We start from the raw sequence: 14,878 nt of genomic DNA on the forward strand, positions 1-14,878 counted from the left end.
CGACGGTCGATCCGGTCAAGATCGAGAAGATCGTGCCCGAGGTGTTTGACCTGCGGCCCGGGGCGATCATCCGTGACTTGGATCTGCTGCGCCCGATCTATGCCCAGACCGCCGCCTACGGGCACTTCGGGCGCACCGACATCGAACTGCCCTGGGAGCAGCTGAACAAGGTCGACGACCTCAAGCGCGCCATCTAGGCGCGCTATCGGTCAGCTGTGCGTCCAGTAAAAGAACGCGACCGGAACAGGATTGCTGTGAGCCATATTCCAACCGACCTGCAATACACCGCCGACCATGAGTGGGTTTGGCGCGGCGCGGCAGACAGGGTGCGGGTCGGAATCACCGACTTCGCGCAGTCGGCTATGGGCGACATCGTCTTCGTTCAGCTGCCCGACGTCGGCGCCGATGTCACCGCAGGCGAATCGTTCGGTGAAGTGGAATCGACCAAATCGGTTTCGGATCTGTACGCGCCGCTGTCGGGCAAGGTGGCCGCGGTGAACAGCGATCTGAACGCCAGCCCGCAGCTGGTGAACTCTGACCCCTACGGCGCCGGCTGGCTGCTGGACATCCAGTTCGAGGGATCCGAGGCCGAGGCTCTCGACTCGAGTATTGCGGCACTGCTGGACGCGAACACCTACCGCGCCACACTCACCGAATGAGATTGCTGACGTCTCCCTCTTTCTTTCAGCAACTAGCACCCCGAAGACGTACTGTCATTTCGCCGTCATGTGCGCAATGCGTCGGGAAAGGCAGTACTCGTAGGACCAGATCATTCGTTTTGACAACGGCCCCGAGTTCGTGGCCCAGGCCGTCAACGATTGGTCTCGATTCAACAGCGCCGGTTCACTTTTCATCGATCCCGGCTCACCGTGGAGAATGCCTGGATCGAATCATTCAACGGCCAGCTGCGCGACGAACTGCTCAACTCATGGCGCTTCGACTCGGCGCTGTGGAGCCCGTGTCATCATCGAAGACTGGCGCTGCGACTATAACGCCAACCAACCCCACTCCGCCCACGGCGACCTCACCCCAACCGAGTTCGCTCTACAGTGGACCAAGACCCACCAAACCAATCCGCATAGCGACTGGACAACCGAACGGGTCTGTCTGACAGAGGGAAAACGGCGGGATCTGTTGTCTAATAAGACTCAGCCGGATGGACGTGGTGGCGTCTCGGCCCGAATAGTCAACGCCGACAATTACTTTCAGCGAATCCTTGGCGATGCGGCGAAGCTGAATTTTATGTCTGTTGGTCGCCCAGAAGTCCCTCTTCGGTGGCGAAGGCTGAGCGCATCCGGGCGACCTTGCGGTAGATGATGCGGTCAACGAGCGCCGGTGTTATTGCACGTGCCACAGTGCCTAGTTTCTGGATCGCCGGTGAGAGGTCGAGTTCGCGGCGGCGATCCAGGATAGCCTGTGCACTCTTTGCGGCCACTGCGCTGGCGGGTGCGCGCGTGATGTCGTTGGTGCGCTTGATCGAGAGGTCGATTTTGTGTTGGTTGCCGTCGGGCCCGAAAAAGGTGCGCCCGGCGCCGTCGTCGCTGTACATGTCGCCGGGATTGATTGCCAGCACATCGACTCCGTGGGGGATCATTTCGAGTCGTAGCGCTTCGAAGAACCCGTTCATGGCGTGCTTGCTGGTGGTGTATCCGAGGTAGCCGGCCATCGGCAGGTGCCCGCTTCCCGATGTGACATAGGCGATCAGGCCTTTGCGCGCGATCAGGTGATCGAGTGCGCGGTAGGTGGGGTAGGCGGCGCCGAAGAAGTTGATCGCCATCGCGTCGCGGATCGGGGTGAAGCTGCGCAATTCGTCGAGCCTGCCGTAGGTGGCTGAGCCGGCATTGAGGACGAGAACGTCAATGCCGCCGAAGCGCGATACGGTTTGCTCGATCATGCGGTCGCAGTCTGCTTCGTCGGTGACGTCGGTGGGCAGGCTCACGGCTGTGCCACCGGCGGCGGTGATCTGATCACGGACCGCCTCCAGGCGGGCCTGGTTTCGCGCCACTAAGACAACGTTAGCCCCCTGAGCGGCGAGCTCCATGGACAAAAACTGCCCCAGGCCCTGCGAGGCGCCGGTCACCACGACCACTTTGTCCCACATTTTCGTTGACTGACCCATACCCGCACTCCCGGCTCAACGCTACTTCCGCCACGCTTCTTGATTGACGTTCAAGAGCTTGCCAGGCTCTTGTATGGGCGTCAAGATGCCTGGTATGCCGCGCAATCACCAGCACATCGATCGCGCCGCAAAAGCCGCCCGGATTTTGGATGCGGCCCAAGAACTGCTCTTGCGAGACGGCTACGACGCAACCACGATGGCCGCGATCGCGCGCGCCGCCGGCGTGGCCAGCAATGCCGTGTACTGGTATTTCCCCGGTAAAGACGACTTAATGGCCGCCGTCTTAGAGCGCCGGCTGGAGCAGGCGGCAATCCGAGCCGACGTTGAGTCTGATCAGCCGCTCCTGGTGCGCGCGATGTCGGCGTTGGCCGAACTCGACGCGGTATCCATACTCACCTCGACGGTGCACGAGCGTGCAAAACACTCACCAGCGGTGGCCTCGGTGCACCAGGCCTTCCACGACATCCTTAGTGAACGCGTGACCGAAGGATTGAAATCCGCCGGAATGTCTGACGACGATGCCCAGATGGCCGCCGCAGCTGTCATCGCCGCGATCGAAGGGATTCATCTGCACGAGCCCGCTCGCGATACCGACACGCGTAATCATCTCGTCGGATGGCTGATTCAGCGGCTGATCGCGACAACGGGCAGCCATTCCTAAAATCCGCCCCACTCCCGCCCACAGGGAACTCACAACCGCCGAATTCGCCTACAGTGGACCACGACCCACCCCCGCCGCATAGCGACTGGACCACCAAACGGGTCTCCCTCAAGTGTTGGCTGACCTTCCGTCGGACGCTACAGGAACGCGCGACCTTGCGTGCCCATGGCCTTCGCCACGAAGAATGAGAACCTACAGTGTTGTTGTCACCGGCGATGCCACCGCCGATTGACAGCCCAGCGGCCAATTGGTCGTGGGCATGAGACGAATTGGTGAGGACTAGCACCGGGTGGACGCGGCCGGAGCGCACCGGTGAACAGCCACCTGGCGGTGGTCAGCTAGCGACGTCTCCATTCAGCTGCCATCGCCCGATAACCCTCGCGCACACTGGGGTACATCGGCTTCCAGTCGGACGTTTGGCGCAGGCGAGTGTTGCTGACCCGCAGGGATCGAGTCAGCGAGGTGGTGCGGTCACCGAGTAGCAGTGCGAGGCGGCCCGGGGCGCGAATCAAGGATGCTGTGTGTACGGCCTCGGCCATCGCCAGGGCGTTGTCGCGGGCGGTGACGGGGTTGTCGTCGACGACGTTGTATGTGCCGCTGGTGCTGTTTATCGCGGTCGCAACGGCGTGGGCGGCATCGTCGAGGTGTATCGACGATACGTAGCTGTCCGGGCGGCCGGCCTGAAAGCCGATGTGGTGGGCGGCCATTGACATGATCTGCTCGCTGTGGCCGGCGCCGCGACCGTAGAAGAGGCCGAACCGCAGGACCACCGCGTCGGCCCCGGTATCACCGAACCGGCGCGCATTTGCTTCGGCGGAGTGATTGCCCCGCGCGATGGGAAAGCTATCAGTGGGGTCGTCCTCGTCGATCCAGTCAGCTCCGCGGTCGGCGTACACCATCACCACAGACTCTTGTATGACACGGGAGATTCCGGCCCGGATAGCTGCGTCGACGACAGCGGCAGAGCCCTCAGTCCGTACGCGCTGGCAGCGTTTCCAGGCCGAGGTGAAGACGGCGCGATGTGTCGGCGGTAGTGCGGTGGCCAGAGCATCACGGTCGAACAGCGACACCGATACCGGTGTCGCTCCTTGCTCTCTTAGTTGCTGCGCTTTGGTCTCGGTGCGGGCTAGCGCGGACACATGATGACCGGCGGCCACGAGCGTAGGTAACGCGTAACATCCGATGGCGCCGGTGGCGCCGGTAACAAAAATGCGCATGGTCGAGACCTGTTCTGTCGCGGGCAGATTGACATAATGCCAACGTGGGCTAGGTCGTCGTCGTGAACGTCTCGATATGGCCGGCCAGCATCGCGGTCCACTGGGCGATGTAACGCTCGTCATGTAAATCCGTTGCGGGCACGCGGAATACGGTGTTCGTTGACCGCTTGCCCAGCAGTGCGTCTACTCCCACGGCTGCGACGGTCCTGGCATCTTGATCGCCGACTTTCGGGGCCCAGCCCTTGATCCAGTCGGCGACTTCGGCGTAGAGGCCCTCGATGAGGGCGGCGTATGCATTGTTGAGCCGCGGGGATTGGTCTGGTGGTGTGCGCGCGGCGATTTGGAGTAGCTGGGTTTCCTCGTCGAGGACGGTGAGGACGTAGCGGCCGAGCATAGTGAGTTCGATGCGCAGGTCTCCAAGACCGGCGAACAGCGTACGGATGTCGTGCATGGCGCGGCGACGGTCGAGTTGCCGGTCGATGCCTGCTTCGAGGAGTGCTTCTTTGGATTTGAAGTGGTGATAGAGCGCGCCCGAGCCTGGTGTCAGGCCTGCGGCGGCTTCGATCTGCGTGATGCTGGTGGCCTGGTAGCCCTGTTCGCCGAAGAGGCGCATGGCCTCAGTGACCAGCCGATCTCGTGTTGGCGCTGACGGCATTGACGGCTCCCAAGTGATCTCTTAATATCAGACAGAGGTCACTTTAGCGCACCGGTCGCCGCGCCGCTAGGAGGCAGCAATGCCAAGCAGGGAAAACCAGCTCCCGCAGGGGCGAGTTCGGCGCACGATGCCGTTGGCGGGGTTTACCGCGCGCGCCGCGGGCGGGCGGATAGTGGCGGGTCTGCGGGAGAGGACCGGCAGCGCCGGTGCGGTCGATCGCTTTCACGAACGCACCGCCGAACGGTATGCCCAGCTGCTCGGGCACTCCAAAGGCGTGTTGATGAAGGCCGGGCAGATCTTTTCGATGGTTGACCCCGGTGACATTGGCAATGGCGAACTTTCGCCATACCAGAAGGCGTTGACCCGGTTGCAGGCCGATGCGCCACCGATGGACCCACAGCTGGCTAGAGAAGTCCTGCAGGCCGATTTGGGGCGAGGCGTCGGGGAGCTTTTCGCCGAGTTCGACGACGAGCCGATGGCGGCGGCGTCTATCGGGCAGGTCCACCGTGCGGTGCTGCGGGATGGCCACGAGGTCGCCGTGAAAATCCAGTATCCAGGTGCGGCAGAAGCGATCCGGGCTGATCTGGCCAACACCGAATTGCTGACCACCTTCTATCGGTTCGCTGCCTCGACTTCAGGCACCACGGTTCCGGATCTGCGGTCGGCGACACGGGAGATCGCCGCGCGCATTTCGGAGGAAATCGACTACCGGCACGAAGCCGCTAACATCACCGCATTCAGCCGGCTCTACCACGACCACCCCTTCATTCACATCCCCGAGGTCATTCACGAGGCGTCCGGCGATCGGGTGCTGACCATGACCTATCTCGACGGATTGGACTGGGCCGCAGCACAACAGGCGGACCAGGATCTGAAGAACACTTGGGCAGAGGTGATCTGGCGATTCGTTGTGGGTTCCTACAAGCACGCCAATCTGTTTTTCGCCGATCCTCACCCCGGCAACTACCGCTTCCGTCCCGACGGGCACGTCGGCTTTGTTGACTTCGGCTGCGTCAAGGTGCTTCCCGAGCTGCTGCGCCGCACCGCGAATGCGCTGGATCGCGCGGCGATAGAGGGCCGCAAGCGTGAACTGCGCGAGCTGATGGTGGACATCGGCATGTTCACCAGTGACTCCACCATCACCATCGACGAGGCCTACCAGTGGTACGCCGAAATCCTCTACGAATGGCTCGCGCCCCAGCCGGTCACCTACCTGCCAGACACCGCGCAACGAGCCATCCGCACCATGATCGATATCCGCTCCCCAGATCACGTACTTCGTCGCATCTCGATCCCCGAAGATCTGGTGTTCATGACTCGGATCAACTTCAGCGTCAACGCAATATGCGCGGCATTGCGCGCGACCGTCCACGCCCGCGCGATGGTCGACGACCTGGACGGCGTCGCCGAGCCGATCACACCGTTGGGCAAGCAGCACGTCGCCTGGGTTCGCCGGCGCGGCCTGCCCTTCGGGTTAGAGCCCCAATGAGCACTTTTGGAAACGATGCTGTGCCACGGGGCCGCATTCGTCGCACTATGCCGTTAGCCGGGTTTACCGCGCGGGCGGCCGGTGGGCGGATGGTCGCGGGCCTGCGGGAGAAAACGGGCGATGCTGGCGCGGTGGACCGTTTTCACGAGCGCACGGCCGAGCGGTATACCGAGATACTCGGCCACGCCAAGGGCGTGCTGATGAAGGCGGGCCAGTTTTTCTCGATGGTGGATGCCGCCGCCGTTGGCGGCGGCATCTTTTCGCCTTATCAGGTGGCGCTGGCTCGGCTGCAGGCCGATGCGCCACCGATGGATCCGGGGTTGGCCAAACAAGTGCTGCAGGATGATCTCGGTCGACCCCCCGATGCGGTGTTCGCCGAATTCAGCGACGAGCCGATGGCGGCAGCTTCAATCGGACAGGTCCACCGTGCGCTTCTGCACGATGGCCGCCACGTCGCGGTGAAGATCCAGTATCCGGGCGCAGCAGACGCGATTCGAGATGATCTGGCCAACACCGAACTGCTGACGACCTTCTTCCGATTCGTGGCGTCGACGGCAGGCGGCGGCATGCAGGCAGACCTACGCCAGATGACACGGGAAATCTCGGCCCGCATCCTCGAGGAGATCGACTACCGACAGGAGGCTGCCAACATCACCCTGTTCAGCGACCTCTATCGCGGTCACCCGTTTATCCGGATACCGGACGTCGTTGACGAGGCTTCCGGGGACCGGGTCCTGACGATGACGTACCTCGACGGACTGAACTGGGTCGCCGCGCGACAAGCTGACCAGGATCTGAAGGACACCTGGGCGGAGGTGATTCTGCGGTTCGCCACTGGGTCGTACCGGCACGCGAACCTGCTGCACGCCGATCCGCATCCCGGGAATTACTGCTTTGGTGTGGACGGCACCGTCGGGTTTGTCGATTTCGGCTGCGTCAAAGTGCTGCCTGAGCACCAGCGCCACAGCTTTCTCCGAATGTTCCGTGCCGCTGTTGAAGAACGCAAGATCGATCTGTATTGCCTGATGACCGAATCTGGTTTCCTGACACCGGATTCGGCATTAACCGCCGATGACGTCTACCAGTGGTGGGCGGGGTTGTGCCATGAGTCCCTCGCTCCTCAGCCGGCCACCTATAACGAGGACACCACACGACGCGCCACACGTGGCCTGGTTGCCTTTTCGGCTGACCACCCTATTCGCCGCATGTTGGTGCCCGACGATTTCGTCTTCGTGAACCGGCTATTCCTCAGCATCAACACCATATGCGGCGCACTGGGAGCCACCGTTCACGTCCGCGCGCTGGCCGAAGACATGGACGGGCTCACGGAGCCGATCACGCCACTGGGAAAGCAGCACATCGCGTGGGTACGCAGGCGCGGCCTGCCATTTGGACTGGAGAACCATGAGCACTCCTAAAACCACGACGGCGCCACGGCTTCCTTGGAATCCCGCAGACCCCTACCCGTTTTACGAGCAGCGTCGTCGCGACGGCGACGTGGTGTGGGACGACACCGCGCAGGCCTGGCTGATTCTCGGCTACCACGCGGCCCGGCAAGTCCTGGGCGAACCAGGCTGGACTAGTGATCCTCGGGCCAACCCGAATACACGCGCTGCGATCGATCCCATCGGCTCAGACATGGTTGATCGGTCCATGCTGTTCACCGACGGAGCCAATCACCGCCGTCTGCGTGACTCAGTCCGTGACGTGTTCACACCCTCGTTCATCGCCGGCCTTACCGACGGCGTCCAGACCATTGCCCAGAGCGTGATCGACTACCCGACGGTGGGCACGCCATTCGACTTCATGGCCGAGATCGCCCTGCCGCTTCCGCTGACCGTGGCAGCCGAATGGCTGGGACTCAATCCTGACAACGCCGAACTACTGCGCGCAGAGTCACCGGCGATCATCCGCATGCTCGGCGCACTAGCCGATTCTGAGGAAATCAACGCCGGCGCCGCGGCCTTCGCGACATTGATCGCCGAGTTCTTGCCGCTGGCCGCCGACCGCAGGGCGCACCCCGACGAAGATCTGCTCAGCTTCATCGCAGCAGACAGAGCGTTGGAGCTCGATGACGTCGTCATCGCCGCAATCCTCATCGCCGTCGCGGGTCACGAGACCACCGCAAATCTCCTGGGCGCAGGGATCATTCGGCTCTTGCAACCCAGTGCGAACGGCTCCCGAATAATCGATAAGCTCGACGCGACCGACCCGGCACTACTCACCGAACTGCTACGACTCGATGGCCCCGTACAAGCGACCGCCCGCACAGCCACCCAGGATCAGCGCGTCGGTGGAGCGGCGATCGCCGCCGGCCACCAAGCCCTTGTTGTCATCGCGGCCGCCAACCGCGACCCGACCGTCTTCGATCAACCAAACCAACTTCGCCCAGGACGCGGCGGCCCGGCACCGCTGGCATTCGGCTACGGAGCGCACTACTGCCTCGGTGCGGCCCTGGCACGACTGGAAACCACAGTGGCGCTGCGCCAGATCCTCACCCGCAGCCCGCAACTCGTCGCCCCCGCCACCTGGCGCGACACGCCGGCCATTCGCGGACCGCTCAACGTCCCAGTTGTTTTCAATTCTTCCTGTTGAAGTAAGCCTGGATGGCACGTCACGTTCTGCACGCTGTTGGGCGGTGCCGGCGCAGAGACAAGCGCCACGTGGGTCGGCACCGCGGTGGTGCTCTTCTCTCAACACCCCGACCAGTGGCAGGAACTGCGCGGACCGCGACAAGATTCCAGCCGCATTGGAGACGCTGGCCGGTTGTAAACCAACCTCAAAGCCGGCTCCAGCGCCGCCGATCAAGTGCGTAAAGCCAGGGCAAGGTCAAAAACGGTGTCATGTACCAGATGTCGAATACCCACCAGCCGGTGACGCCGAAGACACTCGATCCGAAGCGCTCCGGGAAGTTCACCACCATATTGACGATGTAGCCCATCCACACCATGATGTAGGCCCAGCTGGTGATGATCATCCACCGGTAGCCCCACCGCTTCAGTTTGATGAAGCCGTAGGCGGCGGCCAACCGAGCGGGGAAAAGCCCTAGGATGCAAAAGAATTCCCAGCTCTTCTCGCCGGCCGCGGCGGCACCGCCAGCCCATAAGTGGTTGTAGTCCAGATAGTAGGCGCCATCGACTAGCCGCCCCCACCCAGTGAACGCCCATTGCACGATGCGGGAGTCATGCGCCCAAACATCCAGCGACCAGCCGAGGAAGTTCGCGGCCGCATCCACCATGGCGAACATCCCAAACAGCGTCACTGCGGCTGGCCGAACGAATGCCCCGGAGCCCTTTGCCTTCGCCGTTTTGATAAACCCTATCGCGATGACCACCAGCCCGATCGGGCTGAAAATTAGACTCCCCGTGAGCACGGCGCCGGTGACCAGCCAGCGGTCGGCAGCTTGAACCAGTGAGGCGTCCTCCTGGGGAACGCCGCGATACCGGGCCTGGCCGGCCTGCGGCTGTTCTGCATGGGCCTGTTCAACGCTCATAGGATCCATCCGTACCGAATCGCGACGACCGGGATAACCGCCGAGGCGCCCACCGAAATACCTATTAAGCACGAAATAGCAACGGCCATAAGGAATTTAGTGAGGAACGGGACTTCTACCCTGTACCAGGTCGCGCCGTCACTTAAGTCCACATCGCCATCGTCGGGCGCTACCGGGTCGTCTAGGCTGGGGTTTTCCATGCGGCTGGCCGCCAGGTACCAGACCGCCAGGATGACCAGGTCGATGGCGATTGCGCCAGCGAGTAACCCAAGGTCGCCCCAGAAGCCGGTGCCGCCTAGCGGGGGCACTCGCGTGGGCAGTTCCTTTCCGTCGCCGAAACCGCTGCCATAGCCATACACCGCCGCCGCGATGTAGCACGCGGAAACGACTACTACAAAGAATGCGACGCAGACGCCGGCGAGCGCGTATATCCCTCGCTTGCGTTGGCGATGTGTGCGCACATAGTCGGGGTGCGTGGCTGACGGTGATGAATCGCTTCGGTGCTGTGCAACTGAGACATCCCCGCTCGAACGAGTCTGCGCTGACATGCGCTAAACCCCCCATCGCACCGCTTGAAACCCGGCGTGCACGCGGCTACGGACAGTCGAAGTGGTGCCGACGACGCCGATACACTGATCCCAAGGCCGCCGCGCGCCACGCGCCACATATAAACCGGATGGTAACAGGAACAGATGTTTGGTTCAAGCATCTTCTACATACACACGCAGCCCTAGTATCTTGGGGAGATAGGGGAGCGGATGAGGGCAGATATTCGGTTGACATGCCGGATGCCTGGCTTCAGGTGAGGCAGTGCGCCAATTTACGACGACCCGGCGCCACGCGAGAGTATGAGAACAGATATTAGGTTTAGAATGGCTTGGCAATCCGATCTCGCCAACGTCCACCCTTGCGCGGTCAGGCTCACGCCGCGACAGGCAACATGTGCGCCACATCGGGGCGCTCCAATAACGAGAAATGGCCGGTGCGGGAGGCAACCCGTTGGGCATCCGTCAACCAGCTTGCTACCAGGCACTCGTCGCGGGTGCGTCCGCCGCGAAAACACGAACCGCGATTCACCAGTAGAGAGCCGGTCAGCCCGACTGAGCGTCAAGCTTCTATATGGGCATCAATGATTATTTCTTGGCCGGTCATTGGCCGAGTACCAGCTTGACTGTTATCCACAGACTAGCGAGTACACCGGTGATGGTGCGCGGGGACGCCAGCAGTGTGACGGTCCGAGTGCCCAGGTAATCATCGGGTTTCGAGGCGAAACGGTCCGAAATCCACTGCAAGCCTGCCGGTATCGACAGCGGGTACAGCAGCGCATGCTCGCTACCCCGGTCACGGAGGTAGCTCACCTGAGCTCCCTGATTTCGGTAGCTTTCCACCAGCGCGTCGATGTGGCGGACATTGATGAATTGATCGTGGATCGCCTGCAGTATCAACACCGGCATCGCCGGCGCGGTCCGACCGAGCCGTAGGTCATCGAAGAGCCGCGTGATCTCAGGCATTGCCAGGATTTCGTCAAGCGGACGATCCAGGAAGCGGCTTGATCGACGCATGCAACCTCGCGCGAGGGCCGCGATCATCGACATGCTTTCCAACCGTGTGAGCAACGACTTTCCAGATGCGTTGGTGTGCGCCTCCACAAGTCGGCGCAAGTCGGGATATTCGCGCATCAGCGAAGCGACCGCCATGTTGGGGAGGCCCGCATACAGCGATCCGTCGAGGTCGCGAAAAATTGCCCCCGGATCACCGACGGGCGCGCCAAGCACCGCGCCGACGACATTCAGTTCCGGTGCGTAGCTTGTCCATAGTTCGGCGGCCCAGCCTGTGGCCAGACCACCGCCCGAATATCCCCACAAAGCGACCGGCGCCGTGCGCGCGATCCCGGCTCGCTGAAAATTCTGCGCGGCCCGGATTCCATCAAGGACGCAATATCCGGGTACGCGTGGCGCTATCCAGCGTCCCCGCGCGCCGCCATGATCGGGCACGAGTACCCGCCAGCCACGACTCAACGCACGGGCCATGGGGACGTATTCCCAGGCCGGCGGACCTCCAAAGACCTTGGCCAGCTTGGCGTGGTGCCGCAAAACGTAGGACGGGAACCCTGTCGGCGCCACCGCATCGATGGCGCATTGATACGAAACAACCGGGACCTCTGGAGCGTGGGTGATACGAGCCAGCCGGATGACGGTAGTGATCGCAGCTTGCGGCCCCCCGTCCAAATCGGTTGTCCGGTAGAGCAACTGATACGCGACTACTGCCTGGGGGATGATCCCCAGGAAAGCCAGACGTATCTCTCGGGAGCGCAACACTGTGCCAGGGGCGGTCGATTCAAAACCCTCGGGGGGCTGGCAGAAAGGATCGTCGCCCGCCGGTAGTGGCCGTACGTAATCGATTTCATGGGGCGCCGAGGAGGGAACTTCATCTGAAACATGATCGGCCTCAACCATCGGATAACCCCGACGTCTGCTCCATCGCCGACAACAGCATGACCACCCCGCTACTCCTGCAGTTCGCCCTACGAGGACTCTATGCTGGAACAGATATTTGGTTCAAGCTGTTTTTGTGCCTCGTTGCGCGCAAACTTGCAGTCTGGACGGCACTGTCTAGGGCCACTTCGTGGTGTTGTCAGGCTCTCAGCGCGACTGCCCTGATCCCTCAGGATGTGCTACTGACCCCGCAGCTGATCTTCGACGCGCACCCCGAACATCAGTCTCGCAGCTGGATAAACAGCCTGGCTCCCAGCTGCCACTCATCAACCTGCCGCCTTGGGCTCAGGGTTGCCGAGGTGGCGCGGGTCAACCCCGCCCGGGGGTTGACAGTCGGCGTTTTGGCGTCGTTGTGCATCGGTCGTATCGGTGAAGGACATCGGCGCTCTCCACGTCACCGGACAAAAACGCCTCGAGCCGCAGGTCACTTAGAGTGATGTCGGTGGCGGTGACAAACGAGGCGATGGTTGCGATGAGTCGGACCTCGCCGTGGCCGGTACTCAGCTGTAGGGGTACGCGTGATCACCCCTTGACCAGGGTGAACTGCCCCAACTCGCTGATGCCCCGCGCGAAGAAGTCGCTGCAGCCCCGCAGGTACTTCATGTACCGCTCGTAGACCTCCTCGGAGGTCGCGGCGACCGCGGCGTCGTGGTGGGCTTCCAGTGCCGAGGCCCACATGTCGAGAGTGCGGACGTAGTGCTCGTCCAGGAGTTCCTTCTGCTCGACCGTGAACCCGGCGTCCTGCGACAGGTTGATGATGTCCTCATCGCACGGGATCGACCCGCCCGGGAAGATCTCCTTGGCGATGAAGCGCATGAACCGCAGGTCGGTCATCGTGATGGGAATGCCCATTTCTGGCCAGCGCTTCAGCGGGTGTCCGAGGATCGCCTGCAACACCATCCGCCCGCCGCTGGGCAGCATTCTGCTGCACGACTTGAAGAACGGCGCGTACCGCTCCTGGGGAAACGCCTCGATGGCCTCGAGGCTGACGATTCGATCGACGGATTCGTCGAACTGCTCCCACCCGCGCAGCAACACGCGGCGCGAGAGGTCGGAGTCCAGTCCATCGAGCAACTCCTGAGCGAACTTGCACTGATTCTTGGACAGCGTCAGGCCGACGACGTTGACGTCGTACTTCTCGACTGCACGCTTTATCACCGACCCCCACCCGCATCCGATGTCTAGCAGCGTCATGCCGGGTTTCAGGTCCAGCTTGCCCAACGACAAATCAATCTTGGCGAGCTGTGCATCCTCCAGCGACATGTCGTCGCGGACGAAGTACGCGCAGCTGTAGGTGCGGGACGGGTCCTGGAAGGTTCCGAAGAAATCATCGGAGAGGTCGTAGTGCGCCTGGACCTCTTCGAAGTGCGGCTCCATCGCCGTCGATGATTCTGTCTCGTCAGCCATGCTCACAACCGTCTCCACGTCGTTCCGCGATTGCTTGACATGGACGATAACGCTACTCCATCGGCACTAACCATGCCTTCACACAAATGAATTGGCAGAGGTCGGACTAGCTCGCTCGGAATAACGTGTAGCAAGATCAATCCGTCGTCGGGCATCAGGTTGAACGTCTTCTTGAAGTAGTCGTCGTACTTGTAGAAGCCAAGCGTGTGCATTGAGTGCAACGATGGGCGCATGGGGAGTAGGTGTGGTCTTCGCGAGCGGCGGCGCCGTCAGACCAGCGGGGAAATCCGGGACGCCGCAGTTCGTTTGGTGTTGGAGCGCGGGTTCGATGAGGTGACGATCGAGGAAGTCTGTGCCGAGGCCGGGGTTTCGACGCGCACGTTCTTCAATTATTTTCCCAGCAAGGAGTCCGCGATCGCGTACGGGCCCTCTGATGTCCCCGCTGATCTGGCCGCTGAGTTCATAGCGCGTGGCCCCGGGCCGCATTGCGTAGTGCTGGAGGAGTTGATCGCCCTGGCGGCCCGCCATCTTCGCGGCATGGCGCCAAGACGCGAACAGGTCGCCGGCATGCTGGAACTCGCTAAATCTGCGCCGGCGGTGTTAACGGCACTCCTCGCCGATTTTGAGCGGTTTCAGATGCAGCTGACCGAGATTGTTGCGCGGCGCCAAGGGATGCGGCGCGACGATGAGATGCCGGCATTGATCTCCGCGCTGGCGTCGGCGGCGGTGCGTTCGGGCTTCGAACGCTGGGCCACAGGCGAGCCTATGAGAGGTTCCGAGGACACACCGATGCCCTACGTCGAGCATGCGGCCGCACTCGTGAAGAGCATCTTCGCCAAGACGGCATAAAGTTATCTAGATCACGCTTAGTTGCACAGTGTGCAAAGTATGCACTGTATGTATTAGGCTTAGGCGCGGGCACTCCGCGTTTGTTGCCGTTACGACATCGGTTGCAAGGCAGTCTGTCTCATGGCGGGTTGCGCCAGGGCGATACCCGCACCGCAGGCCATCACCACTTCGCGTGGTAGGGAGCAGCAGGAAAGGAATGCACGGGGGTGCAGATTTCGAAAGTGCTGCGCAGCGCGTGGTTGCCGCTACTGATCGTGGCTGTCGTGGTGGTCGGCGGCTTCGCCGTGGTTCGGGTCAAGTCGTTCTTCGGCGCTCACGACACCGGTGTCATGACGAGCCCTCGGCTGGATGATTCGAAGCCGTTCAAGCCCAAGGTCGTCAAGTACGAGGTCTTCGGCTCGGCCAGCCAGGCCAATGTGAACTACTTGGACTTGTCCGCCGACCCGAGGCGGGTCGACGGTGCGCCGCTGCCGTGGACGCTGGTGCTCAGCAT

General features: G+C 62.2%; 16 protein-coding genes. 9 read left to right on the forward strand and 7 right to left on the reverse strand.

The genetic code is table 11. From position 1 onward, the window contains the following. The 3 genes from A5782_RS12865 to A5782_RS27280 form a co-directional block, all read left to right on the forward strand. The coding region (locus A5782_RS12865) for a methionine adenosyltransferase domain-containing protein (RefSeq protein ID WP_197694211.1) at nt 1-197 on the forward strand (197 nt) is incomplete at its 5' end. A 57-nt stretch (nt 198-254) separates the two neighbouring features. Continuing rightward, entirely contained in the window at nt 255-659 is a 405-nt protein-coding gene (gene gcvH / locus A5782_RS12870) for a glycine cleavage system protein GcvH (protein ID WP_067100095.1), read from the forward strand. Between the two features lie 139 nt (nt 660-798). After that, nucleotides 799-1,317 carry an integrase core domain-containing protein gene (locus A5782_RS27280; protein ID WP_156623921.1) on the forward strand — a complete coding sequence of 173 codons (519 nt, stop codon included), beginning with the start codon at nt 799-801 and terminating at the stop codon, nt 1,315-1,317. On the opposite strand, the gene A5782_RS12880 is transcribed toward A5782_RS27280, so the two are convergent. Then, nucleotides 1,241-2,119, reverse strand: a complete 879-nt coding sequence (locus A5782_RS12880; protein WP_067100096.1) for an SDR family oxidoreductase — start codon at nt 2,117-2,119, stop codon at nt 1,241-1,243. The genes A5782_RS27280 and A5782_RS12880 overlap by 77 nt on opposite strands. 73 nt (nt 2,120-2,192) lie before the next feature. Here A5782_RS12880 and A5782_RS12885 point away from each other — a divergent pair, with 73 nt between their 5' ends. After that, a complete protein-coding gene (locus tag A5782_RS12885) occupies nt 2,193-2,780 on the forward strand; it encodes a TetR/AcrR family transcriptional regulator (RefSeq protein ID WP_067100097.1) in 588 nt (195 codons plus the stop codon). Between the two features lie 338 nt (nt 2,781-3,118). Here the strand turns inward: A5782_RS12885 and A5782_RS12890 are convergent, their stop codons facing one another. After that, entirely contained in the window at nt 3,119-3,997 is an 879-nt protein-coding gene (locus A5782_RS12890; protein WP_067100098.1) for an NAD(P)-dependent oxidoreductase, read from the reverse strand. Nucleotides 3,998-4,046: 49 nt separating this feature from the next. Then, nucleotides 4,047-4,652 carry a TetR/AcrR family transcriptional regulator gene (locus A5782_RS12895; protein WP_067100099.1) on the reverse strand — a complete coding sequence of 202 codons (606 nt, stop codon included), beginning with the start codon at nt 4,650-4,652 and terminating at the stop codon, nt 4,047-4,049. A 79-nt stretch (nt 4,653-4,731) separates the two neighbouring features. On the opposite strand from A5782_RS12895, the gene A5782_RS12900 reads away from it, so the two are divergent. Genes A5782_RS12900 through A5782_RS12910 form a run of 3 tightly spaced genes read left to right on the forward strand, consistent with a single transcriptional unit; the run spans nt 4,732 to nt 8,736 of the window. Further along, a complete protein-coding gene (locus A5782_RS12900) occupies nt 4,732-6,141 on the forward strand; it encodes an AarF/ABC1/UbiB kinase family protein (RefSeq protein ID WP_082942909.1) in 1,410 nt (469 codons plus the stop codon). A 47-nt stretch (nt 6,142-6,188) separates the two neighbouring features. Continuing rightward, complete coding sequence (locus A5782_RS12905; protein ID WP_067100103.1) at nt 6,189-7,559, forward strand: AarF/ABC1/UbiB kinase family protein; 1,371 nt, start codon at nt 6,189-6,191, stop codon at nt 7,557-7,559. Next, entirely contained in the window at nt 7,546-8,736 is a 1,191-nt protein-coding gene (locus tag A5782_RS12910) for a cytochrome P450 (protein ID WP_067100106.1), read from the forward strand. The genes A5782_RS12905 and A5782_RS12910 overlap by 14 nt, the downstream gene beginning before the upstream one ends. A 184-nt stretch (nt 8,737-8,920) precedes the next feature. On the opposite strand, the gene A5782_RS12915 is transcribed toward A5782_RS12910, so the two are convergent. The 4 genes from A5782_RS12915 to A5782_RS12930 form a co-directional block, all read right to left on the reverse strand. Beyond that, entirely contained in the window at nt 8,921-9,634 is a 714-nt protein-coding gene (locus tag A5782_RS12915) for a hypothetical protein (RefSeq protein WP_067100109.1), read from the reverse strand. Further along, nucleotides 9,631-10,182, reverse strand: coding sequence for a hypothetical protein (locus A5782_RS12920; protein WP_156623923.1), 552 nt, complete (start codon nt 10,180-10,182; stop codon nt 9,631-9,633). The genes A5782_RS12915 and A5782_RS12920 overlap by 4 nt, the downstream gene beginning before the upstream one ends. 600 nt (nt 10,183-10,782) lie before the next feature. Further along, a complete protein-coding gene (locus A5782_RS12925; RefSeq protein ID WP_231986673.1) occupies nt 10,783-11,952 on the reverse strand; it encodes a lipase family protein in 1,170 nt (389 codons plus the stop codon). Between the two features lie 699 nt (nt 11,953-12,651). Then, nucleotides 12,652-13,536 (reverse strand): cyclopropane mycolic acid synthase family methyltransferase, encoded by an 885-nt coding sequence (locus A5782_RS12930; protein ID WP_067100115.1) that lies wholly within the window; start codon nt 13,534-13,536, stop codon nt 12,652-12,654. 231 nt (nt 13,537-13,767) lie between these two features. Here A5782_RS12930 and A5782_RS12940 point away from each other — a divergent pair, with 231 nt between their 5' ends. Both A5782_RS12940 and A5782_RS12945 read left to right on the forward strand, forming a co-directional pair. Continuing rightward, nucleotides 13,768-14,385: a TetR/AcrR family transcriptional regulator gene (locus tag A5782_RS12940; protein ID WP_067100120.1), complete on the forward strand. Its 618-nt coding sequence runs from the start codon at nt 13,768-13,770 to the stop codon at nt 14,383-14,385. Between the two features lie 206 nt (nt 14,386-14,591). Then, the coding region (locus A5782_RS12945; protein ID WP_197694212.1) for an MmpS family transport accessory protein at nt 14,592-14,878 on the forward strand (287 nt) is incomplete at its 3' end.

It is taken from the genome of Mycobacterium sp. 852002-40037_SCH5390672 (genome assembly GCF_001665875.1).
Taxonomy (GTDB): Bacteria; Actinomycetota; Actinomycetes; order Mycobacteriales; family Mycobacteriaceae; genus Mycobacterium.